General features: G+C 64.9%; 20 protein-coding genes. 12 read left to right on the forward strand and 8 right to left on the reverse strand.

Annotation, left to right across the window (positions count from 1 at the left end; all coding sequences use genetic code 11):
- Nucleotides 1-9 precede the first annotated feature (9 nt).
- The gene (arcD, locus tag AAHK21_RS18805; RefSeq protein ID WP_046854309.1) at nucleotides 10-1437 is read right to left on the reverse strand and encodes an arginine-ornithine antiporter; all 1428 of its coding nucleotides are present in this window, start codon (nucleotides 1435-1437) and stop codon (nucleotides 10-12) included.
- 425 nt (nucleotides 1438-1862) lie between these two features.
- Here arcD (AAHK21_RS18805) and arcD (AAHK21_RS18810) point away from each other — a divergent pair, with 425 nt between their 5' ends.
- Entirely contained in the window at nucleotides 1863-3290 is a 1428-nt protein-coding gene (gene arcD / locus AAHK21_RS18810) for an arginine-ornithine antiporter (protein ID WP_367858016.1), read from the forward strand.
- 24 nt (nucleotides 3291-3314) lie between these two features.
- On the opposite strand, the gene AAHK21_RS18815 is transcribed toward arcD (AAHK21_RS18810), so the two are convergent.
- The 6 genes from AAHK21_RS18815 to gap all read right to left on the reverse strand — a co-directional run bounded on the left by AAHK21_RS18815 (nucleotide 3315) and on the right by gap (nucleotide 10057).
- Nucleotides 3315-3728 (reverse strand): YbaN family protein, encoded by a 414-nt coding sequence (locus AAHK21_RS18815; protein WP_046854311.1) that lies wholly within the window; start codon nucleotides 3726-3728, stop codon nucleotides 3315-3317.
- Nucleotides 3729-3777: 49 nt separating this feature from the next.
- Complete coding sequence (locus AAHK21_RS18820) at nucleotides 3778-4383, reverse strand: biliverdin-producing heme oxygenase (protein ID WP_038706745.1); 606 nt, start codon at nucleotides 4381-4383, stop codon at nucleotides 3778-3780.
- 181 nt (nucleotides 4384-4564) lie between these two features.
- On the reverse strand, nucleotides 4565-7171 hold the full coding sequence (locus AAHK21_RS18825) for a TonB-dependent receptor (RefSeq protein WP_367858017.1): 2607 nt from the start codon (nucleotides 7169-7171) through the stop codon (nucleotides 4565-4567).
- A 125-nt stretch (nucleotides 7172-7296) separates the two neighbouring features.
- Nucleotides 7297-8259: a FecR domain-containing protein gene (locus AAHK21_RS18830; RefSeq protein ID WP_367858018.1), complete on the reverse strand. Its 963-nt coding sequence runs from the start codon at nucleotides 8257-8259 to the stop codon at nucleotides 7297-7299.
- A 93-nt stretch (nucleotides 8260-8352) separates the two neighbouring features.
- Entirely contained in the window at nucleotides 8353-8865 is a 513-nt protein-coding gene (locus tag AAHK21_RS18835; protein ID WP_023632569.1) for an RNA polymerase sigma factor, read from the reverse strand.
- Nucleotides 8866-9055: 190 nt separating this feature from the next.
- On the reverse strand, nucleotides 9056-10057 hold the full coding sequence (gap, locus tag AAHK21_RS18840; protein ID WP_217868516.1) for a type I glyceraldehyde-3-phosphate dehydrogenase: 1002 nt from the start codon (nucleotides 10055-10057) through the stop codon (nucleotides 9056-9058).
- A 266-nt stretch (nucleotides 10058-10323) separates the two neighbouring features.
- Here gap and edd point away from each other — a divergent pair, with 266 nt between their 5' ends.
- From edd to AAHK21_RS18895, 11 genes are all read left to right on the forward strand, one after another.
- Nucleotides 10324-12150, forward strand: coding sequence for a phosphogluconate dehydratase (edd, locus tag AAHK21_RS18845; protein WP_367858019.1), 1827 nt, complete (start codon nucleotides 10324-10326; stop codon nucleotides 12148-12150).
- Nucleotides 12147-13103 (forward strand): glucokinase, encoded by a 957-nt coding sequence (locus tag AAHK21_RS18850; protein ID WP_367858020.1) that lies wholly within the window; start codon nucleotides 12147-12149, stop codon nucleotides 13101-13103. Before edd ends, AAHK21_RS18850 begins: the two co-directional genes overlap by 4 nt.
- Nucleotides 13104-13171: 68 nt before the next feature.
- Nucleotides 13172-13894 carry a response regulator gene (locus AAHK21_RS18855; RefSeq protein WP_046854317.1) on the forward strand — a complete coding sequence of 241 codons (723 nt, stop codon included), beginning with the start codon at nucleotides 13172-13174 and terminating at the stop codon, nucleotides 13892-13894.
- Complete coding sequence (locus AAHK21_RS18860; protein WP_367858021.1) at nucleotides 13878-15332, forward strand: ATP-binding protein; 1455 nt, start codon at nucleotides 13878-13880, stop codon at nucleotides 15330-15332. Before AAHK21_RS18855 ends, AAHK21_RS18860 begins: the two co-directional genes overlap by 17 nt.
- A 121-nt stretch (nucleotides 15333-15453) precedes the next feature.
- The gene (locus AAHK21_RS18865) at nucleotides 15454-16671 is read left to right on the forward strand and encodes an AGE family epimerase/isomerase (RefSeq protein ID WP_367858022.1); all 1218 of its coding nucleotides are present in this window, start codon (nucleotides 15454-15456) and stop codon (nucleotides 16669-16671) included.
- Between the two features lie 115 nt (nucleotides 16672-16786).
- The gene (locus AAHK21_RS18870) at nucleotides 16787-18073 is read left to right on the forward strand and encodes an ABC transporter substrate-binding protein (RefSeq protein ID WP_367858023.1); all 1287 of its coding nucleotides are present in this window, start codon (nucleotides 16787-16789) and stop codon (nucleotides 18071-18073) included.
- Between the two features lie 134 nt (nucleotides 18074-18207).
- Nucleotides 18208-19116, forward strand: coding sequence for a carbohydrate ABC transporter permease (locus AAHK21_RS18875; RefSeq protein WP_023630395.1), 909 nt, complete (start codon nucleotides 18208-18210; stop codon nucleotides 19114-19116).
- Nucleotides 19109-19954, forward strand: a complete 846-nt coding sequence (locus AAHK21_RS18880; RefSeq protein WP_217868522.1) for a carbohydrate ABC transporter permease — start codon at nucleotides 19109-19111, stop codon at nucleotides 19952-19954. The genes AAHK21_RS18875 and AAHK21_RS18880 overlap by 8 nt, the downstream gene beginning before the upstream one ends.
- Nucleotides 19955-19957: 3 nt before the next feature.
- The gene (locus AAHK21_RS18885) at nucleotides 19958-21112 is read left to right on the forward strand and encodes an ABC transporter ATP-binding protein (RefSeq protein WP_367858024.1); all 1155 of its coding nucleotides are present in this window, start codon (nucleotides 19958-19960) and stop codon (nucleotides 21110-21112) included.
- 43 nt (nucleotides 21113-21155) lie between these two features.
- Nucleotides 21156-22499: a carbohydrate porin gene (locus tag AAHK21_RS18890; protein WP_111532118.1), complete on the forward strand. Its 1344-nt coding sequence runs from the start codon at nucleotides 21156-21158 to the stop codon at nucleotides 22497-22499.
- 119 nt (nucleotides 22500-22618) lie between these two features.
- Nucleotides 22619-23473, forward strand: a complete 855-nt coding sequence (locus AAHK21_RS18895; protein ID WP_046854323.1) for a D-hexose-6-phosphate mutarotase — start codon at nucleotides 22619-22621, stop codon at nucleotides 23471-23473.
- Here the strand turns inward: AAHK21_RS18895 and hexR are convergent.
- Nucleotides 23466-24329, reverse strand: a complete 864-nt coding sequence (gene hexR, locus AAHK21_RS18900) for a DNA-binding transcriptional regulator HexR (protein ID WP_172670918.1) — start codon at nucleotides 24327-24329, stop codon at nucleotides 23466-23468. The two genes, AAHK21_RS18895 and hexR, sit on opposite strands and share 8 nt — an antisense overlap.
- Nucleotides 24330-24389 lie beyond the last annotated feature (60 nt).

Below are 24389 nucleotides of genomic sequence, written 5' to 3' on the forward strand. Positions count from 1 at the left end.
GACATGGGTTCAGAGCGTCAGGAAGCCGTCATACAAGCCGTAGGCAGCCACCAGGGCGCCCGCGACCACGGCGGCGAAGATCAGTTTTTCCACGCTGGTGAAGATCGGCTGGCCGACCTCGCGCTTGGCCTTGGCGAACAGGATCGCGCCGGGGGCATAGAGCAGGGCCGAGAGCAGCAGGTACTTGACGCCACCGGCGTACAGCAGCCAGATCGCGTAGAGCAGGGCGATGCCGCCGATGATCAGGTCTTTCTTGCGTTCGGCCAGGGCCTGTTCGTAGGTTTCGTTGCGCCAGGCGAGCAGGAAGGCATAGGCCGCCGACCACAGGTAAGGCACCAGGATCATCGAGGTGGCGAGGTAGATCAGCGACAGGTAGGTGCTGTTGGAGAACAGGGTGATGACCAGGAAGATCTGCACCATGGCGTTGGTCAGCCACAGGGCGTTGGCCGGCACATGGTTGGCGTTCTCGCGGCGCAGGAACTCCGGCATGGTGTGGTCCTTGGCGGCGGCGAACATGATCTCGGCGCACAGCAGCACCCACGACAGCAGCGCCCCCAGCAGCGAGATGATCAGGCCGACGCTGATCAGCACCGCGCCCCAGTGGCCCACCACATGTTCAAGCACGGCGGCCATCGACGGGTTCTGCAGCTTGGCCAGCTCGGGTTGGGTCATCACGCCCAGCGACAGCACGTTGACCAGCACCAGGAACAGCAGCACGGTGACGAAGCCGATGACCGTGGCCTTGCCGACGTCGGAGCGTTTTTCCGCACGGGACGAGAAGATGCTCGCGCCCTCGATGCCGATGAACACCCACACGGTGACCAGCATCATGTTGCGCACCTGGTTCATCACGCTGCCCAGCTCTGGTGTGCCAAGGGCCCAGATATCCGCGGTGAAGATGTCGAGCCTGAAGGCGAACAGGCAGATCAGGGCGAACAGGGCCAGCGGCACGACCTTGGCCACGGTGGTGACCAGGTTGATGAACGCCGCTTCCTTGATGCCACGCAGTACCAGGAAGTGCACGGCCCAGAGCAGGACCGAGGCGCCGATCACCGCCGCCGGGGTATTGCCCTCGCCGAAGATCGGGAAGAAGTAGCCCAGGGTGCTGAACAGCAGCACGAAGTAGCCGACGTTGCCCAGCCAGGCGCTGATCCAGTAGCCCCAGGCCGAAGAAAAGCCCATGTAGTCGCCGAAACCGGCCTTGGCGTAGGCGTACACACCGCCGTCAAGGTCAGGTTTGCGGTTGGCCAGGGTCTGGAACACGAAGGCGAGGGTGAGCATGCCCACCGCGGTGATGGCCCAGCCGATCAGCACGGCGCCGACACCGGCACTGGCGGCCATGTTTTGCGGTAACGAGAAGATCCCGCCGCCGATCATCGAGCCCACTACAAGTGCAACAAGCGCACCCAGTTTTAGTTTTCCGGGAGAATCAGACATTTATCGACTCCGTACCAGGAGAAAGTTGACCTCAGAATAAATCTGACGCCTGGATCATTCGCTGACTTAGATCAGTTCATGCCCGCATGAAGGTAAGAAAAATCCTTCATGCGTCTCCTGGAGGATGCCGACAGCTTCGGCGCAGGCCTTGTGCGCTGGCACCTCCATGTCCTTCTGGAGCAAACGCTCCGTTTTGCCTGCGAACCATGAAGTTAGTCTCTTTTAGGGTTTTCGCAAATTTTTCACAGTAAATAGCGACGTATTTAGGTGGTGGGTGAGATACTTCGCAACTGTCATTTTTATCAGGTGGCTGGTATAGACAGTCCGGTTATGAGTGCTATAGCTTTAATGGCTCGATTCAATAAGAAACTTGTAACATTTATGTTGGTTAATACGTTTACGCGCGTGCGCGCACGAGGAGCCCCATGAGCGAACCGGGACAGAAGCTACGTCTGGGCGCGCTGATTGCGCTGGTGGTCGGCTCGATGATCGGCGGCGGGATCTTTTCGTTGCCGCAGAACATGGCGGCGCGAGCCGATGTCGGTGCCGTGCTGATTGGTTGGGGTATCACCGCCGTGGGCATGCTGGCGCTGGCCTTCGTGTTCCAGACCCTGGCCAACCGCAAGCCCGAGCTGGACTCGGGGGTGTATGCCTATGCCAAGGCCGGTTTCGGCGACTACATGGGCTTTTCCTCGGCCTGGGGCTACTGGATCAGTGCCTGGCTGGGCAACGTCGGCTACTTCGTGCTGCTGTTCAGTACCCTCGGCTTCTACTTCCCGGTGTTCGGCCAGGGCAACACGCCGGTGGCCATCGGCTGCGCCTCGTTGCTGCTGTGGGCGGTGCACTTCCTGGTGCTGCGCGGCATCAAGGAGGCGGCGTTCATCAACCAGGTGACCACCGTGGCCAAGGTGGTGCCGTTGCTGATGTTCATCGTCATCGCCGCGTTCGCCTTTCGCGCCGATATCTTCACCCGCGACATCTGGGGGCTGAGCAATCCGCAGTTCGGCAGCGTGCTGGAGCAGGTACGCAACATGATGCTGGTGACAGTGTTCGTGTTCATCGGCATCGAGGGGGCGAGCGTCTATTCGGGGCGGGCGCTGCACCGCTCGGACGTGGGCAAGGCGACGGTGATCGGCTTTCTTGGCGTGCTGGCGCTGCTGGTGCTGGTCAACGTGTTGTCGCTGGGGGTGATGACCCAGCCGGAGCTGGCCGGCTTGCAGAATCCCTCTCTGGCCTCGGTGCTGGAGCATATCGTCGGACCCTGGGGCGCGTTGCTGATCAGCATCGGCCTGGCGGTGTCGCTGATCGGGGCGTTGCTGTCGTGGGCGCTGCTGTGTGCCGAGATCCTCTTCGCCACCGCCCGTGACAAGACCATGCCGCGCTTCCTGGCGCGGGAAAACGCCAACCAGGTGCCGGCCAACGCGCTGTGGCTGACCAATGTGATGATCCAGGGCTTCTTGCTGATCACCCTGTTCTCGGCTGGTACCTACACCAGCCTGATCTACCTGGCGTCGTCGATGATCCTGGTGCCGTACTTCTGGTCGGCCGCCTATGCGGTGTTGCTGACCGTACGTGGCGAGAGTTACCAGGGGCAGGCGGGGCTGCGGCGCAAGGACATGCTGGTCGCGGTGATCGCGCTGTTGTATGCGGTGTGGTTGCTGTATGCCGGTGGGCTCAAGTACATCCTGCTGTCGGCGTTGCTCTATGCGCCGGGGGTGATCCTGTTCGCCCGGGCCAAGCGCGAGCAGGGGCAGGTGCTGTTCACCACATGGGAGAAGCTGATTTTCGCGGCGGTGCTGGTGGGCGCCGGGTTGGCGGCGTATGCGCTGTATTCGGGGTTGCTTAGCCTCTGACTGTTCATGTCGGGCGCGATTGAATCAATTTTGCAGTTCGACGCTGCCTTGAGGGGTGGGCCGTTCCGGGCGTGACCAGATCCACAGGTTACCCAGCGCCATGCCGCCGATGGCGAGGAACACGGGCCAGTGGTGCTCCAGGACGATCAGCATGAGGCTCGCGCACAGCAGCATGCTGATGGTCGCGCTGACCTTGGCGCGGCGCTGGATCACCTTGCCGTTGCGCCAGTTGAAAAGGATCGGGCCGAACAGCCGATGATTCTCCAGCCACGCGGACAGCCGCGGCGAGCTGCGGGTGGCGGCCCAGGCGGCGAGGAGAACGAACTCCGTGGTGGGCAGCCCGGGAATGACAATGGCCACCAGGCCAATCCCCAGGCTGACGTAGGCCAGGATCGCGTAGAGCAGGCGGGATACTTTGGAGCGGGCGATTCGGGTCATGGTCTCACTGCAACGGTGCGGCCGCCCGCAGGCGGCCGGGTAAAGCGTGTCAGGCCAGCGCCGCGTCGGCGGCGTAGGCATGCTTGAGCAGCTCGGTGAAGCGCTCGAAGGCGGCGACCGCGCCACGTTCGGCGGCGGCGTCTTCCTCGGGCGACAGGTCCAGGCTGTCGAGAATGCGGGTGAACTGCTTCCAGCCTTCGGCGCGACCGCCGGCCGGCTCGCCCAGGTGACGGGCGCCGAAGGTTTCGGACAGTTCCAGGGCCACGGCGCGCTTGATCAGGAACGCGGCGCCCAGTTTGGAGCCTTCGGAGACGAAGATCCAGCCCAGGGCTTCGCCCAGGCTTGGCTTGCCCAGGGCGCCGGCGAAGGGCGCGGGCACTTCGGTGTCGAGGTCGGCCAGGTCGAGGCGGGCCTGCTCGGCGCGGCAGCGCTCGGCCAGGTCAGGCACGATGGCGATCAGTTGCGGGTCGGTGTACAGCGCCTGCAGCTCGGACTGGAACAGGTACTGGGCGACCACGAAACGGGCGAAGCTCTCGCGGCTGTCGAACGGCTTGTGCGACTTGACCAGGGCGTCCAGCTCGGTGTGCGGGGCGTGGGTGACCTGGTTCAGGCGCTGGGAGCGCAGGTTGGCGCGTTCGGTGGAAGGGGCGGTCATGGGGGCATCCTTGGAAAATGGGGCGTCTAGTGACAAGACGAAAAAGGAGACGCAGAACAGTAAAAAATCCTCACCTGCGAAGTGAAATCATTCGCACAGGGCTCGACGCAGCGCGGGGCAAGTCCGCTCCCACAGGCGAGCTGGGGGAACGGGCTTGTCCGGCGATGGCGATCTCGACCCGTCAGATGTCCCACACCAGGTTGATGGCGAAGTTGCGACCCGGCGCCGTCAGGCGATCGAGGTTGGCCGGCTGGGTGGCGGCCGCTTCGCTTTGGCCATTGGGGCTGCCCACCATGGCGTACTTGCGCACATCGTCCCACTGCCAGTACTTCTTGTCGGCCAGGTTGTAGACGCCGCCGTTGATGGTCAGGTCGTCGGTGATCCGGTAGAACCCGGTGAGGTCGAGCACGCCGTAGCCTGGCGTGCGGAAGTCCGAGCTGGAGCCGTCCGGGGCGAAGAACTTGGTATCGTCCACCCGGTTCTTGCGCTTGACCACGGTCCAGCTGAGCTGGCTGCCATAATCCGCTTGCTCGTAGCCGACCCCGAATACGCCGGTCAGTGGATTGACACTGTTCAATGGCTGGCCGGTGTCGTCATTGCGACCATAGGCATAGGCGATCGAGCCGATGCTGTAGAGGCCTTCCGGGGCACCGAAGCGGTCCAGGTTCAGGCGGCCCTTGACCTCGGCGCCCTTGATGGTGGCGTGCTTGATGTTGCTGGTCTGGAAGGCACTACCCAGGTTGGAGGACTTCACCGCCTCTTCGTTGATGAAATCCCGGTACTTGTTGTAGAAGACCGCCACATCGAAGCTGCCGGCATCGAAGTTGCCACGCAGGCCGGTTTCGTAGCTTTTGCTCTTTTCAGGTTGCAGGCCTGGGTTTGGCTCCACCACGTAGCCACCGGCCGGGTTTTCGAAGCGGCCCCAGATGGCCTTGGCGCTGGGAGTACGGAAACCTTCGGCATACTGGCCGTACCAGGTGTAGTTGTCGTTGAAGGCATAGGTCACACCGAGCTTGGGTGATACCCGGTGCCACTTCTTGTTCTCGTCGTTGCGGCTGGTTTCCGGAGTCGGGCTGGTGTCCTGCGCGCCGCGCAGGTATTCGGCGGTCATCTTCGGATCGATGCGGGTGTAGTCGTAGCGCGCGCCCGGCAGGAAGGTCCAGTTGTTCCAGCGGATCTCGTCCTGGACGAACAGGCTGTAGGTGTCGATGGTCGGATCGGGGAAGTCGCTCACGGGCGCCTGGTAGTCAGCCGGGCTGTTCTGGCCCACGGCCCGGCAGCTGCCGCCGACCACCAGGCAGGTCCCGCTGCCGGTGCGCAGGCCCGTGACCTTCTCGTGCTTGAACGTTGTGCCATAGGTCAGCAGATGGTCCGTGGCACCGATGCTGAAGGCCTTGTCCAACTGGGCGTCGAGTACCCATTGGCGGTCCTTGTAGGTGGTGTCGCGTTGGCGTTGGACGGTGCGGCTGAACGGGAAATAGATTTCCGAGGTGGCCTGGTCGGTCTTGGCGATCTGGTAGTTCAGGCTCCACTTCACGTGGTCGGCGACCAGCGAATCCAGGCCGAACTCGTGATTGAGGCCGAAGCGCTCCCGGGTGACCGTGTCATTGCCGTTACGGCTGCGGTACATGCCCAAAGGACGACTACCATCGAACGGCCCGCCCACTGCGCTGAGGATGTTCTGGTCGCGGTCGTCCTTGTAGCGCTCGTAGGTGAAGCCCAGGCGAGCGTCGTCGGCGTAGTTCCAGCCCAGCTTCGCCAGCACGTTGGTGGTGCGTACGTCTTCGGGGTTGGCCTTGGTGCGATCGATGCCGGTACCGCCGTGTTCGCCGTAGGACTCGGTTTCGTGGCCGTTGCGCTGGCTCAGGTGCAGCAAGCCATCGAAATCACCGTGGCGCCCAGCGACCGTGGCGGAAGTCAGCCAGCTTTCATCGGCCGAGCTGTAGCCGGTTTTCAGGCGGGCGCCGACATCCTTGCCCGGCTTGATGATGTCCTCGGGGTCGAGAGTGAAGTAGCTGACCGCTCCGCCGATGGCGTTGCTGCCATACAGCACCGAGGCCGGGCCTCGCAGGATCTCCACGCGTTTGACGACCTCGGGGTCGACATAGTTGCGCTGGGTCTGGGCAAAGGGACCGTAGAAGAAGCTGTCGGGAATCGACACGCCGTCCACCTGGGTCAGCACCCGGTCGCCATCGATACCACGGATGTTGTAGCCGTTCAGGCCGCTGCGCTGGCCGGTGCCAGACACCGACACGCCAGGCTCGTAACGTACCAGCTGCTTGATGTCGTTGACGTTCTGCCGGTCCAGTTGCTCGCGGGTCTGCACGCTGACGGTGCTCGGCACTTGGCTGACGTCCTGGGCGCTGCGGGTGGCGCTGACGGTCACCTGCTGCAGGGCGATGGCGTTGCCAGCGGCCTGGCGTTCCAGCACCACGTTGCCATTGCTGATTTTGCGGTAGCCCAGGCCGGTGCCGCGCAGCAGGCGCTGCAGCGCCGCTTCCGGGGCCAGCGAGCCCTGTACACCCGGCGAGGCCACACCGTCGGCGAGCTCGGCACTGAAGCCGACCTGCCAGCCGGTGACCTGGCTGAAGGCATTGATGGCCTCGACCAGCGGTTGCTGGGCGATGGCGAAGCGGTAGTCGCCCATGCGCGGGCTGCTGGCCTGGGCCGGTTCCACGGCCAGCGCGGGCAGGCTGCAGGCGCCGCTGGCGAGCAAAGCCAAGGTCAACAGGGACAATTGCCCGCGGCGGCGGGAAGAAGAGGACGGGCGGGTTTGACCTGTGGGCATCGAAAGCGCTCCCTGTCGCGCGTGAGTCATAGACAGTGTTTGTTCTCGTTTTCGAACGAGAATCAATCGTATTGGCTATAACGAGACGGGCGAGGTGTGGCGATCGCGTAAAAAAACTTACAAGGTCAGTTAAGAATTACTACGGCTGGGTATTCATGCAGTTGCGCCGAGGTGATGTGGGCCAGGGCACGCAGCGTTTCCAGCGGCTGGTCGAGGCGGTAGTTGCCGGTGACCGCGACCTGCTCCAGGTGCGCGTTGCGGTTGATGATCCAGCCCGGGTAGTAGCGGCGGACCTCCGCGAGCACCTGGCTCAGCGGGCAGTTTTCGAACACCAGGCGGCCTTCGATCCAGGCCAGGTCCTTGCTCATGTCGGGGCGCTGGCGCTGGCCGAAGCCCTTGGGGCCGACGCTGATGCTGTCGCCGGCGCTCAGGCGGATGCGTTGGTCGCTCGCGGCCTGCAGGTCGACATCGCCACGTTGTACCCGCACCTGGGCCTCGCCATCGAGGTAGCGTACGGCGAAATCGGTGTCGCGCACGCTGGCGCGCAGTGGGCCGGCCTGGACTTCCAGCGGCGGCTGGCTGGCGTTGGACACCTGGAAGTACGCCTCGCCCTGCAACAGCCGGGCGACCTTGCGGCCTTCGCGCTCGTCGCTGGCAAAGGCCGAATTGGTGTTGAGCAGCACCTTGGCGCCGTGGTCCAGCTCCAGGCGCTGACGCTCGCCGACCACGGTCAGATGGTCGGCCTGCAGGCGCACCGGCAGGTTGCCGAACGTGAATAGCCCGACCAGCAGCACCGCGGCGGTGGCCAAAGGTTTCCAGTGGCTGCGCAGGCGCCCGGCGAGCGAGCGCTTGCGCCTTTGCTGCAACTGCCCGGCCACCTGGCGCAGCGATGCGCCGTTCCACATCGCCTCGGCTTCGACATAGGCCTCGGCGTTTTCCGGCTCGGCGCCCAGCCAGTGCTCGAAAGCGCGAGTGTCGTCTTCGCTGGCGTATTGCAGGCGGATCAACCAGTCCAGCGCCTCTTCGCGGGCACGGGCGCGGGCATCAGGCTCGGCGGGTGACGGGCGAGGGGTGGGGTGGTCGGTCACGGGGGATCCTTGCATCGGGCATTTTTTGCGCATGATCAGTGCAGACCTTGCCCATGGCAAGGGCTTTGCGCTGACCAGCGGCGAGCGGTCACGTCACTGGTGACGATCGGCCACGCCCATGCAGATGGCCATGATCAGTTTCAGCTCCTTCTGCACGGTACTGGCCGAGACGCTCAACTGCTCGGCGATTTCCAGGTAGCTGGCGCCGTGCAGGCGGCTGAGGATGAAGATGCGCTGCTGGCGTTCGCTCAACTGGCCGAGGCTGACGCTCAGGTGCTTGAGCAGTTGCTCGGCGTGGGCGGCGTCCTCGCTGCTGGCGGCAGGCGCCGCGACGTTATGCAGGACTTGCTCGGGCACGTCGTCCACCAGTGTGCGCGCCTGCACCCGGCGCGTGCGCAGGTGGTCCAGGGCAAGGTTGCGGGCGGTCTGGAACACGAAAGGTTCCAGGTGCTCGATCGGGCGCTCGCCCAGGGCGCGGGTGACCCGCAGGTAGGTTTCCTGCAGCAGGTCCTCGGCGGTGCTGGGATTGCCCACCATGCGCTGCAGCGTGCGCAGCAAAGTGAGACGCTGGGTGAGGAACACTGAGTTGAACCGGGACTGACTCACGGGGGAACCTGGGCGCTTTGGGGTGAATGATAATGCTTATCATCACTAGCCAAGGTCAAGCATGGAAATGTCATGAATGAGTAAAGCTTTGTGGCGGCAGCCTTTTGTGGGATCGGGCTTGCCCCGCGAACAGTCATCGCGGGGCAAGCCCGATCCCACAACATCCTCCTCTGACGGCCTTGCCCCTGTCTCAGCGCGCGTTGAATAACGCCAGGCAGTTGTCCAGCATGCGGTTGGAGAAGCCCCACTCGTTGTCGTACCAGGCCAACACCTTGAGCATTCGCCCGTTGGCGCGGGTGTGGTTGGCGTCGAAGATCGATGACAGCGGGTTGTGGTTGAAGTCGCACGACACCAGCGGCAGGGCGTTGTAGCCCAGCACCCGGGAATGACGGCTGGCCTCGAGGAACAACTGGTTGACTTCCTCGGCGCTGGTTTCGCGCTGCAGGTTGACGGTGAGGTCGACCAGCGACACGTTGATCACCGGCACCCGTACGGCCATGCCGGTGAGCTTGCCGGCCAGTTCCGGCAGTACCAGGCCGACGGCCTCGGCGGCGCCGGTCTTGCTCGGGATCATCGACTGGGTGGCCGAGCGGGCGCGGTACGGGTCGCCATGGTAGACGTCGGTGAGCACCTGGTCGTTGGTGTAGGCGTGGATGGTGGTCATCAGGCCTTGCTCGATGCCGAATTCGCGGTGCAGCACCTGGGCGATCGGCGCCAGGCAGTTGGTGGTGCACGAGGCGTTGGAGATGATCTGGTGCGAGGCGCGCAGCACATCGTGGTTGACCCCGTAGACCACGGTGGCGTCGACACCCTTGGCCGGGGCGCTGACGATCACCTTGCCGGCCCCGGCGCTCAGGTGCGCGGCGGCCTTGGCGCGTTCGGTGAACAGCCCGGTGCATTCGAACACCACGTCGATGGCCAAGGTTTTCCAGGGCAGCTCGGCAGGGTTGCGGATGGCGCTGACGGCGATGCGGTCGCCATTGACGGTGAGGCTTTCGTGGTCGGCCTCGACAGTGGCGTCGAAGGTGCCGTGGACGCTGTCGTACTTGAGCAGGTGGGCATTCATCGCGCTGTCGCCCAGGTCGTTGATGGCGACGACCTGCAGGTCCTGGCGGTAGCCCTGCGTGTACAGTGCGCGCAGGACGTTGCGTCCGATGCGGCCGAATCCGTTGATGGCGATGCGTAGGGTCATGGTATTACCTCTGGCAGTCGGGTGAAGCCTGTGGCACAAAGGACAGCTTCACTGAAACGGTTTTGTTGTTGGAATTACAAGATTATTCACCGAGAGATAGAAAACAAGCCTTTTTGCTGGCAGTATTTTGTTTAAACATACAACGAGTGGTTGGGTTGTCCCCTTGTCGAGCGGTGCTGGCGCCTTTTCTTAGAGACTAGGTCGCAATCGTTTGGAGGGAAAATGCCCCAGTAAAGCCGCCCCACAGTTAGCCTGGAGTCCAGTACATGCATCCGCGCATCCTTGAGGTCACCGAACGGCTGATCGCCCGCAGCCGCCGTACCCGTGAACGCTACCTTGAGCTGATCCGTGGGGCGGCCAGCGACGGACCCATGCGCGGCCAGTTGCAGTGCGCCAACTTCGCCCATGGCGTGGCTGGCTGTGGCGGCGAGGACAAGCAGACCCTGCGCCTGATGAACGCGGCCAACGTGGCCATCGTCTCGGCCTATAACGACATGCTCTCGGCGCACCAGCCGTACCAGCACTTCCCCGAACAGATCAAACAGGCGCTGCGTGAAGTCGGTTCGGTCGGCCAGTTCGCCGGCGGCGTGCCGGCCATGTGCGACGGCGTCACCCAGGGCGAGCCGGGCATGGAGCTGGCCATCGCCAGCCGCGAGGTGATCGCCATGTCCACCGCCATCGCCCTGTCGCACAACATGTTCGATGGCGCGCTGATGCTGGGCATCTGCGACAAGATCGTCCCCGGGCTGATGATGGGCGCCTTGCGTTTCGGCCATCTGCCGACGATCTTCGTGCCGGGCGGGCCGATGGTCTCGGGCATCTCCAACAAGGAAAAGGCCGATGTGCGCCAGCGCTACGCCGAGGGCAAGGCGACTCGCGAGGAGTTGCTCGAATCGGAAATGAAGAGCTACCACGGCCCCGGCACCTGCACTTTCTACGGCACCGCCAACACCAACCAGCTGGTGATGGAGGTCATGGGCCTGCACCTGCCGGGCGCCTCGTTCGTCAACCCCTACACGCCGCTGCGCGATGCCCTCACCGCCGAGGCCGCGCGCCAGGTCACGCGCATGACCAAGGCCAGTGGCAGCTTCATGCCCATTGGCGAGATCGTCGACGAAAAGGCCCTGGTCAACTCGATCGTCGCCCTGCACGCCACCGGCGGCTCGACCAACCACACCCTGCATATTCCGGCCATCGCCCAGGCCGCCGGCATCCAGCTGACCTGGCAGGACATGGCCGACCTGTCCGAGGTGGTGCCGACGCTGTCCCACGTCTATCCCAACGGCAAGGCCGACATCAACCACTTCCAGGCCTCCGGCGGCATGGCCTTCCTCATTCGCGAGCTGCTCGACGCGGGCCTGCTGCACGAGGACGTCAACACCGTGGCCGGGCATGGCCTGCGCCGCTACACCCAGGAGCCGTTCCTCGAGGATGGCCGCCTGGTCTGGCGCGAGGGGCCGCAGCACAGCCTCGACGAAAGCATCCTGCGCCCGGTGGCGCGGCCGTTCTCCGCCGAGGGCGGTTTGCGGGTGATGGAAGGCAACCTTGGCCGTGGCGTGATGAAGGTTTCCGCCGTGGCGCCCGAGCACCGGGTGGTCGAGGCGCCTGCCCGGGTGTTCCACGACCAGCAGTCGCTGGCCGATGCGTTCAAGGCCGGCGAGCTGGAGCGGGATTTCGTCGCCGTGGTGCGCTTCCAGGGGCCGCGCTGCAACGGCATGCCCGAGCTGCACAAGCTGACGCCGTTCCTCGGCGTGCTGCAGGATCGCGGTTTCAAGGTGGCGCTGGTCACCGACGGGCGCATGTCCGGTGCTTCGGGCAAGATCCCGGCGGCCATCCACGTCTGCCCGGAGGCTTTTGATGGTGGCCCGCTGGCGCGGGTGCGCGATGGTGATATCGTGCGCGTCGATGGTGCCGAAGGCACGCTGCGGATCATGGTCTCGGCCGAGGAACTGGCCGATCGTGAACTGCCTGCGCCACCCAAGGGTAACGACCTGGGCTGCGGGCGTGAGCTGTTCGGCTTCATGCGTGTGGCGTTCAGTTCCGCCGAGCAAGGCGCGAGCGCCTTCACCTCGGCTCTGGAGAACCTCGAATGAAGGCCTTGCTGGTCGGCGACATCGGTGGCACCAACGCGCGTTTCGCCGTGTGGCGCGACAATGAACTGCAGGCGGTCCAGGTGCTGGCCACCGCCGACTACACCAGCCCCGAACAGGCCATCGAGGCCTACCTGGCCGACCAGGGTATCGCCCGTGGCGGCCTGGCGGCGGTGTGCCTGGCGGTGGCAGGCCCCGTGGACGGCGACGAGTTCCGCTTTACCAACAACCACTGGCGCCTGAGCCGCAGCGCGTTCTGCCAGACGCTGCAGGTCGATCGCCTGTTGCTGATCAACGACTTTTCCGCGATGGCGCTGGGCATGACCCGCCTGCGCGCAGGCGAATTTCGTGAAGTCTGCGCAGGTCAGCCCGATCCATCGCGCCCGGCGCTGGTGATCGGCCCCGGCACCGGCCTCGGCGTGGGCAGCCTGCTGCGCCACGGTGAGCACTGGCTGGCGCTGCCGGGGGAGGGCGGGCATGTCGACCTGCCGGTGGGCAATGCCCGTGAGGCGGCGATCCACCAGGAAATCCACCGGCAGATCGGTCATGTCAGTGCCGAGACCGTGCTCAGTGGCGGTGGGCTGGTGCGCTTGTACCAGGCCATCTGTGCGCTCGATGGTGCAACACCGACGCACAAGACCCCGGCGCAGATCACCGACGCGGCGCTGGCCAACGAGCCACGGGCGCTGGCGGTGGTCGAGCAGTTCTGCCGGTTCCTCGGCCGGGTGGCGGGCAACAATGTGCTCACCCTCGGGGCGCGGGGTGGCGTCTACATTGTCGGTGGCGTGATTCCACGTTTCGCCGAATTGTTCCTGCGCAGCGGCTTTGCCGCGAGCTTCGCCGACAAGGGCTGCATGAGCGGCTATTTCGCCGGGGTGCCGGTATGGCTGGTGACGGCGGAGTTTTCCGGGTTGCTGGGGGCCGGAGTGGCTCTGCAGCAGGCGCTGGACCTCTAATAGCCGGGGCCGCAAAGCGGTCCCCACAGCAGGCATCAAGATCTGCGTTTACAAAAGGACTGACCATTGTGACCACTGCCGGCAAATCGATCCTGATGGTCGACGACGACCAGGACATCCGCGAACTGCTGCAGACCTACCTCGCCCGCTGCGGCCTGCAGGTGCACGCCGAACCTGACGGCCAGGGCTTTCGCCGCGCCCTGGACGCCAACCCCTACGACCTGGTGATCCTCGACGTAATGCTGCCCGACGAAGACGGCTTCAGCCTGTGTCGCTGGGTTCGCCAGCACCCGCGCCAGGCGCGGGTGCCGATCATCATGCTTACCGCCAGCTCCGATGAGGCCGATCGGGTCATCGGCCTGGAGCTGGGCGCCGACGACTACCTCGGCAAACCCTTCAGCCCGCGTGAGCTGCAGGCGCGGATCAAGGCCTTGTTGCGCCGTGCCGATTTCGGCCAGGCGGCGCCGGCCAGTGCGGTGCTGGCCTTCGATGACTGGCGCCTGGACACGATCAGCCACCGTCTGTTCCACCGCGACGGCGAAGAGGTGATCCTCTCCGGCGCCGACTTCGCCCTGCTCAAACTGTTTCTCGATCACCCGCAGCAGATCCTCGACCGCGACACCATCGGCAACGCCACCCGTGGCCGCGAGCCGATGCCGCTGGATCGTATCGTCGACATGGCGGTCAGCCGCCTGCGCCAGCGCCTGCGCGACACGGAAAAACCACCCCGGCTGATCCGCACCGTGCGCGGCAGCGGCTACCTGCTGGCGGCCAATGTCTGCCCGGCCTGACGAGCGTCGCTGGCGCCTGCTGCCGCGCTCGCTGCTGGGGCGCATGCTGCTGCTTACCTTGCTGGTGGTGTTGCTGGCCCAGGGCCTGTCCAGCGTGATCTGGGTCGCGCAATTGCGCGCCAGCCAGCTGCAGGGCCTGCGCGCCAGCGCCAGCAGCCTCGCGCATTCGATGAGTGCCAGTGTCAGTTACTTCCGCTCGCTGCCGGTGGCCTACCGGCCCATGGTGCTGGACCAGTTGCGCAGCATGGGCGGCACGCGCTTCTTCGTCTCGCTCAACGTCAAGCCGCTGGAAATGCCGGTATTGCCGATCACCCCGCGCAAACAGGCGGTGATCGACGTATTCCAGGAGGTGCTGCACGAGCGCCTTGGCCAGCAGATGGAGATTTCCGTGGAGTTCGTCAGCCCCGACGATCTGCGCATCTTCAACAGCGGCCTGAAACTCGATGAGCTGCCCCGCTCCTGGGCGCACTATTCGCTCACCCTCGAGCCGCTCAACCCGCCGGTACTGGTGACCCAGATCCGCCTCGGCGAGGGCGAGTGGCTGTACATCGCCTCGCTGCTGCCCGAGCCCTACACCAGCCTCGAGGCCGAACGCCTGCCGCGTCAGCAGATCGGCTTCATTGCCCTGACTACCATGCTGTTGCTGCTGTTCATCGGCCTGCTGGTGCACTGGCAGAGCCGGCCGCTCAAACGCCTGGCACGGGCGGCGCGGGAAATGTCGCTGGGCGCCGACGTGGCCCCGGTGGCCGAGGGCGGCGGTAGCGAGGTGGTCGAGGTGGGGCGGGCGTTCAACAACATGCGCGAGCGGATCAGCCGCTACCTGACCGAGCGTTCCCAGCTGTTCAGCGCCATTTCCCACGACCTGCGCACACCGATCACGCGCCTGCGCCTGCGTGTGGAGCTGCTCGAGGACGAAAAGCTGCAGGCCAAGTTCAGCCGCGACCTCGATGAGCTGGAGCTGCTGGTCAAGGGCGCGCTGCAATGCGTGAAGGACACCGATATCCACGAGAACATCGAGCCGATCGATCTCAACCAGGTGCTGGAGATGCTGGCCGAGCCTTATCTCGGCGATGGGCGCATCACCGTGGAGGGGCAGGCATTGGCACCGTACCCCGGAAAATCGCTGGCCTTGCGCCGCTGCATCGGCAACCTGATCGACAACGCCATCAAGTACGGCGAGCGCGCGCAGCTGCGCATTATCGATACCGCCGAGAGCTTCGTGCTGCAGGTGGACGACCAGGGGCCGGGGGTGCCGGAGCAGCGCCTGGAACAGGTGTTCGAGCCGCACTTCCGGTTGGCCGGGCAACAGCAGGGCTACGGCTTGGGGCTGGGCATCGCGCGCAACATTGCCCATAGCCATGGCGGCGAGGTGAGCCTGTTGAACCTGCGCGAAGGTGGGTTGCGGGTGACCTTGTACCTGCCGCGTTCAGCCGAATGAGCCCTTGCTACGCGATAAGCGCTTCGATGTAACGATGTGGTGACAATCGAGCCGGGCTTCGTGACATGCCAGCCAGGACCGCTGGCTAGAATCGGCTGACAACAACAAGGAAGGTGCACCCATGGCCATCAGCTGGCTCGACTCCCCGACACACCATGCCTGGCTCGACGCCGAGGCCCTGCGCCTGCTCGCCTTCGCCAGGGCTTCGCGCCTGCCCCAGGGGTTCGGCAACCTCGATGACGAAGGCCGCCTGCCCCGTTGCGCCCTGGCCGAGACCATGAACACCGCGCGCATGACCCACGGCTTTGCCCTGGCGCATATCCAGGGCGTTCCGGGTTGCCGCGAGCTGGTCGAGCATGGCGTCGGCGCCCTGCTAGGCCCATTGCGCGACCAGGAGCATGACGGCTGGTACGCACAGCCCGAAGGTCATGGCGACACCGGCAAGGCCGCCTACCTGCACGCCTTTGTCGCCCTTGCCGCCAGCTCGGCGTTGGTGGCGGGCATCAGCCAGGCGACGGCGTTGCTGGAGGCGGTGACCCAGGTCATCGAGCAGCGCTTCTGGTGCGAAGAGGAGGGCGCCCTGCGCGAGTCGTTCTCCCGCGACTGGCAGCAGGCGGAGGCTTACCGGGGTGCCAACAGCAACATGCACGGCGTCGAGGCTTTCCTCGCCCTGGCCGACGTGACCGGCGACACGCAGTGGTTGCTGCGCGCCCAACGGATTGTCGAGCGCTTGATCCTGACCCGCGCCGCCGCCGACGGCATGCGCGTCACGGAGCATTTCGATGCGCAGTGGCAGGCGCTCCCCGACTACAACCGCGAAAACCCCGCCGACGGCTTCCGTCCCTACGGGACCACGCCCGGCCACGCCTTCGAATGGGCGCGCCTGGTGCTGCACCTGGAGGCGGCCCTGCAAAGGGCGCAACTGCCTGCGCTTGAGTCCTTGCTGCCAGCCGCCCGGGGCCTGTTCGACAGCGCCTGCCGCCACGCCTGGCAGGCAGATGGCGCGCCGGGGCTGGTCTACACCCTGGACTGGCACAACCGCCCGGTGGTGCGCGAGCGCCTGCACTGGGTGCATGCCGAGGCCTGTGCCACTGCCGCGGCGCTGTTGCGACGTACCGGTGAAGCCCAGTACGAATACTGGTACCGCTGTTTCTGGGACTTCATCGCCAGCCACTTCATCGACCGTGCCCACGGCAGCTGGCACCACGAACTCGACCCGGCGCTGCTGCCCAGTGCGCGCATCTGGGGCGGCAAGCCCGACCTCTACCATGCCTACCAGGCCCTGTTGTTGCCACGCCTGCCGCTGGCGCCGAGCCTGGCCACGGCCCTGGCTTTGTAACCAGACGATGACATTCGCGCATCCGTTCGTTACCTGACGTCGGGCGCGACCTCCCTACACTCCATGCCATGCAAGCGACAGTCTTGCCTCGCATAACAACAAGAAAGGTAATCCCATGCATCCGACGCTTCGTCTCGCCGCCGCGATCTCCTTCGCCTCCCTGTTCTCCCTCAGTGCCCAGGCCGCCGACTCCAAAGGCAGCGTGGAAGTCGTCCATTGGTGGACCTCCGGCGGCGAGAAGGCCGCGGTCGACGTGCTCAAGGCGCAGGTCGAGAAGGACGGCTTCACCTGGAAGGACGGCGCCGTGGCTGGCGGCGGTGGCGCCACCGCCATGACCGTACTCAAGAGCCGCGCCGTGGCCGGCAACCCGCCCGGAGTCGCGCAGATCAAGGGCCCGGATATCCAGGAGTGGGCATCAACCGGTTTGCTGGATACCGATGTGCTCAAGGACGTGGCCAAGGAAGAGAAATGGGACGGCCTGCTCGACAAGAAAGTCGCCGACACCGTCAAGTACGACGGCGACTACGTGGCCGTGCCGGTGAACATCCACCGTATCAACTGGCTGTGGATCAACCCGGAAGTGTTCAAGAAGGCCGGAATCGACAAGACTCCGACTACCCTCGATGAATTCTACGCCGCTGCCGACAAGCTCAAGGCTGCTGGCTTCATCCCGCTGGCCCACGGCGGCCAGCCGTGGCAGGACAGCACCGTGTTCGAGAATGTGGTGCTCGCGGTGATGGGCGTCGAAGGCTACAAGAAAGCCCTGGTCGAGCTGGATGAAAAGGCCCTGACCGGCCCCGAGATGGTCAAGGCGCTCACCGAGCTGAAGAAGGTCGCCACCTACATGGACCCGGACGGCAAGGGCCAGGACTGGAACCTTGAAGCGGCCAAGGTCATCAATGGCAAGGCCGGCATGCAGATCATGGGCGACTGGGCCAAGAGCGAATGGACCCTGGCGAAGAAGACCGCCGGCAAGGACTACCAGTGCGTTGCCTTCCCCGGCACCGACCAGGCCTTCCTCTACAACATCGACTCGCTGGTGGTGTTCAAGCAGAAGGACAAGGGTACCGCGGCAGGCCAGCAGGACATCGCCCGCAAGGTCCTGGGCGAGGACTTCCAGAAGGTCTTCAGCATCAACAAGGGCTCGATCCCGGTGCGTAACGACATGCTCGCCGACATGGGCAAGTACGGCTTCGACAGCTGCGCCCAGACGGCGGCCAAGGACTTCCTGGCCGACGCCAAGTCCGGCGGCCTGCAACCGAGCATGGCGCACAACATGGCCACCACCCTGGCGGTACAGGGGGCGTTCTTCGATGTGGTGACCAACTACATCAACGATCCCAAGGCCGATCCGGCCGATGCGGCGAAGAAGCTGGCCGCAGCCGTCAACGCCGCCAAGTAAGGCTCTGACGGCCCTATCGCCGGCAAGCCGGCTCCCACAGGTACAGCGATCAGCCTGAGCACACCTGTACCTGTGGGAGCTGGCTTGCCAGCGATGAGGCCCGTGCAGGCAATCTCGCATCGGGAACCCAGATCATGACTACAGCAACCGCCCGCCTGCGGGCCTCACCCCTGGACGCGCTGCAGCGCTGGCTGCCGAAACTGGTGCTGGCGCCGAGCATGTTCATCGTCCTGGTGGGCTTCTACGGCTACATCCTGTGGACCTTCGTCCTCTCGTTCACCACCTCGACCTTCCTGCCCACCTACAAGTGGGCAGGCCTGGCCCAGTACGCCCGGCTGTTCGACAACGACCGCTGGTGGGTGGCGAGCAAGAACCTGCTGCTGTTCGGCGGGCTGTTCATCGGCATCACACTGGCCATCGGCGTGTTCCTTGCGGTGCTGCTCGACCAGCGCATCCGCCGCGAAGGCTTCATCCGCACCATCTACCTGTACCCCATGGCGCTGTCGATGATCGTCACCGGTACCGCCTGGAAGTGGCTGCTCAACCCCGGCATGGGCCTGGACAAGCTGCTGCGTGACTGGGGCTGGGAAGGCTTTCGCCTGGACTGGCTGATCGATCCCGACCGGGTGGTCTATTGCCTGGTGATCGCGGCTGTGTGGCAGGCCTCGGGCTTCATCATGGCGATGTTCCTCGCCGGCCTGCGCGGCGTCGACCAGTCGATCATCCGCGCCGCCCAGCTCGATGGCGCCAGCCTGCCGCGCATCTACTGGACCGTGGTGCTGCCCAGCCTGCGCCCGGTGTTCTTCAGCTCGCTGATGATCCTCGCGCACATCGCGATCAAGAGCTTCGACCTGGTGGCGGCGATGACCGCGGGCGGGCCGGGCTACTCCTCGGACCTGCCGGCGATGTTCATGTATTCGTTCACCTTCAGCCGTGGGCAGATGGGCATGGGCTCGGCCAGCGCCATCCTCATGCTGGGCGCGATCCTGGCGATCATCGTCCCCTACCTGTACTCCGAACTGCGGGGCAAACGCCATGATTAGTCCTGTCGACAAACCCGCGCTGAACCTCAGCCGCATCGCCATCCACGCGGTGCTGCTGCTGGCGGTGCTGCTGTACCTGGTGCCGCTGGTGGTCATGCTGCTGACCAGCTTCAAGACCCCCGAGGACATCGGCAGCGGCAACCTGCTGAGCTGGCCGGCAGCGTTCACCGGCATTGGTTGGGCCAAGGCCTGGGCCACGGTCAACGGCTACTTCCTCAACTCGATCCTGATCACCGTGCCGGCGGTGCTGATCTCCACGGCCATCGGCGCGCTCAACGGCTACGTGCTGTCGATGTGGCGCTTCCGTGGCTCGCAGCTGTTCTTCGGCCTGCTGCTGTTCGGCTGCTTCCTGCCGTTCCAGACCGTGCTGCTGCCGGCCTCGTTCACCCTCGGCAAGCTGGGCCTGGCCAGCACCACCAGCGGCCTGGTGCTGGTGCATGTGGTGTACGGCCTGGCCTTCACCACATTGTTCTTCCGCAACTACTACGTGAGCATCCCCGAGGCTCTGGTCAAGGCCGCGCGCCTGGACGGCGCCGGGTTCTTCACCATTTTCGGGCGGATCATCCTGCCGATGTCGACACCGATCATCATGGTCTGCCTGATCTGGCAGTTCACCCAGATCTGGAACGACTTCCTGTTCGGCGTGGTGTTCTCCAGCGGCGACTCGCAACCGATCACCGTGGCCCTGAACAACCTGGTCAACACCAGCACCGGGGCCAAGGAATACAACGTCGACATGGCCGCGGCGATGATCGCCGGGCTGCCGACGCTGCTGGTCTACGTGATTGCGGGCAAGTATTTCGTGCGCGGGCTGACCGCCGGCGCGGTCAAGGGGTAAGTCATGGCAACACTCGAACTTCGCAATGTGCACAAGACCTACGGCGCTGGCCTGCCGGACACGCTCAAGGACATCCAGCTGGCGATCAAGGACGGCGAGTTCCTGATCCTGGTCGGGCCGTCGGGCTGCGGCAAGTCGACGCTGATGAACTGCATCGCCGGCCTGGAAAGCATCAGCGGCGGGGCAATCCTCATCGACGACGAGGATGTCAGCGGCATGAGCCCCAAGGATCGCGACATCGCCATGGTGTTCCAGTCCTACGCGCTGTACCCGACCATGAACGTGCGCGACAACATCGCCTTTGGCCTGAAGATCCGCAAGATGTCTCAGGCCGCCATCGACGAGGAGGTGGCGCGGGTGGCCAAGCTGCTGCAGATCGAGCACCTGCTGGGGCGCAAGCCCGGGCAGCTGTCCGGCGGCCAGCAGCAGCGCGTGGCCATGGGCCGGGCGCTGGCGCGGCGGCCGAAGATCTACCTGTTCGATGAACCGCTGTCGAACCTCGACGCCAAGCTGCGGGTGGAGATGCGCACCGAGATCAAGCTGATGCACCAGCGCCTGAAGACCACCACGGTGTATGTCACCCATGACCAGATCGAGGCCATGACCTTGGGCGACAAGGTGGCGGTGATGAAGGACGGCATCATCCAGCAGTTCGGCACCCCGCAGCAGATCTACAACGACCCGGCCAACCTGTTCGTCGCCAGCTTCATCGGCTCGCCGCCAATGAATTTCATCCCTGTGCGCCTGATGAAGCAGGACGGGCGGGTGCTGGCGCTGCTCGACAGCGGCCAGGCGCGCTGCGAGCTGCCGCTGGGCGTGGCGGCGGACGAGCTGGAAGGGCGCGAGATCATTCTCGGCGTGCGCCCTGAACAAATCTCGCTGGGCGCCGCGGAGGGCAACGGCATGCCCGCGATCCGCGCCGAAGTGCAGGTCACCGAGCCCACTGGCCCTGACCTGCTGGTGTTCGTCACCCTCAACCAGACCAAGGTCTGCTGCCGCCTGGCGCCGGATGTGGCGTGCCGGGTGGGCGAGAGCCTCAACCTGCAGTTCGACCCGGCGCGGGTGCTGCTGTTCGACGCCGGCAGCGGCGAACGCCTCGACCTCGCCGCCAGTGGCACTGCCATCAAGGACAACGTGACTCGCTTCAAAGGCCGTTGAATCGTCTAGAACAATGCATAACAAGAAAAGAGGACGCAAAGGGATGGAACATCGCAATCGCATCAAGACCCTGGGATCGCTCGCCTTGCTGGCGCTGGTCGGCAGCAGCGGGGCCCAGGCCGCCGAGGCTTTCTCGTCGGAATCGAAATGGATGACCGGCGACTGGGGCGGCACCCGCACCGAGCTGCTGGAGAAGGGCTACGACTTCACCCTCGACTACGTTGGCGAAGTGGCCGGCAACCTGCACGGTGGCTACAACGACGACAAGACCGCGCGCTACAGCGACCAGTTCGCCCTGGGCGCGCACCTGGACCTGGAGAAGATCTTCGGTTGGAAGGACACCGAGTTCAAGCTGGCGATCACCGAGCGCAGCGGCCGCAACCTGTCCAACGACCGCATCAGCGACCCGCGTGCCGGGCAGTTCAGCTCGGTGCAGGAGGTCTGGGGCCGCGGCCAGACCTGGCGCCTGACGCAGATGTGGGTCAAGCAGAAGTACTTCGACGGCGCGCTGGACGTGAAATTCGGCCGCTTCGGCGAGGGCGAGGACTTCAACAGCTTCCCCTGCGACTTCCAGAACCTGGCCTTCTGCGGCTCGCAGGTGGGCAACTGGGTCGGCGGCATCTGGTACAACTGGCCGGTCAGCCAGTGGGCGCTGCGGGTCAAGTACAACATCACCCCGGAATTCTTCGTCCAGGTCGGCGCCTATGAACAGAACCCGTCGAACCTGGAGACCGGCAACGGCTTCAAGCTCAGCGGCAGCGGCACCAAGGGCGCGATCCTGCCGGTGGAAGCGGTGTGGTCGCCGAAGGTCAACGGCCTGCCGGGCGAGTATCGCCTGGGCTACTACTACAGCACCGCCAAGGCCGACGACGTCTACGACGACATCAACGGCAACCCGCAGGCGCTGACCGGCGCGGCGTTCAAGTCGCACTCCAGCAAGCACGGCTGGTGGGTGGTGGCGCAGCAGCAGGTCACCGCCCATGCCGGCGACGTCAACCGCGGCCTGAGCCTGTTCGCCAACTTCACCGTGCACGACAAGGCCACCAATGTGGTCGACAACTACCAGCAGGTCGGCCTGGTCTACAAGGGCGCCTTCGATGCCCGGCCCAAGGACGACATCGGCTTCGGCATCGCCCGCATCCACGTCAATGACGATGTGAAGAAGCGCGCCGAGCTGCTCAATGCCCAGTCCGGCATCAACGACTACGACAACCCGGGCTTTGCGCCGCTGCAGCGCACCGAGTACAACGCCGAGCTCTACTACGGCTTCCACGTCACCAACTGGCTGACCGTGCGGCCCAACCTGCAGTACATCAAGAGCCCGGGTGGTGTGGACGAAGTGGACAACGCGCTGGTCGCGGGGTTGAAGATTCAGTCGTCATTCTGAGAAAAATTGTTGTAAATTTACGCCATCCATTTCGGCCTCCCGCTAACCACTGGTCTGCAGTGGTTAGCGGGCACAGGCTGAGACAGCGCTATCTCGAACAACAAAAGAGCTTGGAAACCATGCCCGAACATCCGCTACATCGCTTCTTCACCTCGCAACGGCCGAGGCCGACCTTCGAGTGGGAGCGTTACCAGCAGCGCGATGTGCTGATCATCGACCACCCTCGCTGCCAGGCAGTGTTCAGCCGCCAGGGCGGGCAGCTCCTGCACTTTCAACCCGCCGGTGAGAAACCCTGGTTGTGGTGCGCCGAGCAGTGGCCGCAGGTGGGGGCCATCCGTGGCGGTGTGCCGGTGTGCTGGCCCTGGTATGGCCGCCATCCCAGCGAGGACCTGTGGCCGGCCCATGGCTGGGCGCGCCTGCTGGACTGGAAGCTGGTGGACAGCCGCGAGGACGAGGAGGGGGTGACCCTGAAATGGCGCCTGGACCTGTGCGACTGGCAGGTCGACCTGCATGCCCGGCTTGGGGCAAGCATGGAGCTGAGCCTGAGCACCGAGCACCAGGACAGCGAACCGTGCCAGCTGAGCCATGCGCTGCTGGCCTACTGGCGGATCAGCGACGTGTCGAAGATAGCGCTATCCGGGCTGGAGGACATCGACGGCTACGACCGCCTCAATCGCCAGGCCTGCCGCGAAGACGGCGCGCTGACCCTCAAGGGCGGTTGTCAGCGGGTCTACCCCGGCACGCCGCGGGTGCAGTTGCAGGACCCGGCCTGGCAGCGCGAACTGTGCATCGACACCGGCGACAGTGACGACACCGTGGTCTGGCACCCTGGCAACCGGCCGTTGATGGGCGTGAGCGGGCGCGAGTGCCAAGGCTTCGTCTGCGTGGAGGCGGCCAGCGGCAGTGGCGAGGGCCTGAGCCTGGCGCCGGGCGAGCGGGCGCACCTGCGTTTGCAGGCGCACCGGCTCAGTTGAGGTCGTCGTCCTCGATCGGGTAGCGGCTGGCGTTGAGGCTTTCCTTGATCTTGCGCAGGTGTGGCTGGAAGTCCACGCCACGACGCAGGGTCATGCCGGTGGCAAGCACGTCGAGCACAGTGAGCTGGATGATCCGCGAGGTCATCGGCATGTAGATGTCGGTGTCTTCCGGCAATGGGATATGCAGGCTCAGGCTGCAGGCCTGGGCCAGGGGCGAGCCGGCGGCGGTGAGGCCGAGCACCGAGGCGCCGTTTTCCCGGGCCAGGCGCGCCACCTCGACCAGTTCGCGGGTGCGCCCGGTGTAGGAAATGATCACGAACAGGTCGCCAGTGTGGGCCACCGAAGCCAGCATGCGCTGCATCAGCACATCGGCGTGGGCCGACACGGCGAGGTTGAAACGGAAGAACTTGTGCTGCGCATCGAGGGCCACTGGAGCCGAGGCGCCGAGGCCGAAGAAGTGGATCTGCCGGGCCTGGATCATCATGTCCACGGCGCGGCTGACCTGCTGTGGGTCGAGCGCCTGGCAGGCACTGTCGAGCGAGGCAATGGCACTGCCGAAGATCTTCTGGGTGTAGGCGGCCGGATCGTCGTCGGCCTCCACCGCGCGGCTGACATAGGCGGCGCCGCTGGCCAGGCTCTGCGCCAGTTGCAGCTTGAGCTCGGGGTAGCCGCTGACGCCGAACGAGCGGCAGAAGCGGTTGACCGTCGGTTCGCTGACACTGGCCGCCTGGGCCAGGGCGGCGATGCTGAAGCGGGTGGCTTGTTGCGGGTTGAGCAGGATGACTTCGGCGACCTTGCGTTCGGCCTTGTTCAGCTCGTCGAGGCGGCCCTGGATCTGTTCCAGGAGGTTTCGCACGCGGTCCATGGTGTGTCCTTGGGTCGGGAAGCAGGCTTTTTGCGCTGGTGTGTATCCTAC

Origin of the sequence: Pseudomonas sp. TE50-2 (genome assembly GCF_040813665.1) — a bacterium.
GTDB lineage: Bacteria > Pseudomonadota > Gammaproteobacteria > Pseudomonadales > Pseudomonadaceae > Aquipseudomonas > Aquipseudomonas soli.

Bases quoted from the DNA above. Each gene is read 5' to 3' on its own strand.
- arcD (WP_046854309.1), bottom strand. From the start codon at position 1,437: ATGTCTGATTCTCCCGGAAAACTAAAACTGGGTGCGCTTGTTGCACTT.
- arcD (WP_367858016.1), top strand. From the start codon at position 1,863: ATGAGCGAACCGGGACAGAAGCTACGTCTGGGCGCGCTGATTGCGCTG.
- AAHK21_RS18815 (WP_046854311.1), bottom strand. From the start codon at position 3,728: ATGACCCGAATCGCCCGCTCCAAAGTATCCCGCCTGCTCTACGCGATC.
- AAHK21_RS18820 (WP_038706745.1), bottom strand. From the start codon at position 4,383: ATGACCGCCCCTTCCACCGAACGCGCCAACCTGCGCTCCCAGCGCCTG.
- AAHK21_RS18825 (WP_367858017.1), bottom strand. From the start codon at position 7,171: ATGCCCACAGGTCAAACCCGCCCGTCCTCTTCTTCCCGCCGCCGCGGG.
- gap (WP_217868516.1), bottom strand. From the start codon at position 10,057: ATGACCCTACGCATCGCCATCAACGGATTCGGCCGCATCGGACGCAAC.
- edd (WP_367858019.1), top strand. From the start codon at position 10,324: ATGCATCCGCGCATCCTTGAGGTCACCGAACGGCTGATCGCCCGCAGC.
- AAHK21_RS18850 (WP_367858020.1), top strand. From the start codon at position 12,147: ATGAAGGCCTTGCTGGTCGGCGACATCGGTGGCACCAACGCGCGTTTC.
- AAHK21_RS18860 (WP_367858021.1), top strand. From the start codon at position 13,878: ATGTCTGCCCGGCCTGACGAGCGTCGCTGGCGCCTGCTGCCGCGCTCG.
- AAHK21_RS18865 (WP_367858022.1), top strand. From the start codon at position 15,454: ATGGCCATCAGCTGGCTCGACTCCCCGACACACCATGCCTGGCTCGAC.
- AAHK21_RS18870 (WP_367858023.1), top strand. From the start codon at position 16,787: ATGCATCCGACGCTTCGTCTCGCCGCCGCGATCTCCTTCGCCTCCCTG.
- AAHK21_RS18875 (WP_023630395.1), top strand. From the start codon at position 18,208: ATGACTACAGCAACCGCCCGCCTGCGGGCCTCACCCCTGGACGCGCTG.
- AAHK21_RS18880 (WP_217868522.1), top strand. From the start codon at position 19,109: ATGATTAGTCCTGTCGACAAACCCGCGCTGAACCTCAGCCGCATCGCC.
- AAHK21_RS18885 (WP_367858024.1), top strand. From the start codon at position 19,958: ATGGCAACACTCGAACTTCGCAATGTGCACAAGACCTACGGCGCTGGC.
- AAHK21_RS18890 (WP_111532118.1), top strand. From the start codon at position 21,156: ATGGAACATCGCAATCGCATCAAGACCCTGGGATCGCTCGCCTTGCTG.
- AAHK21_RS18895 (WP_046854323.1), top strand. From the start codon at position 22,619: ATGCCCGAACATCCGCTACATCGCTTCTTCACCTCGCAACGGCCGAGG.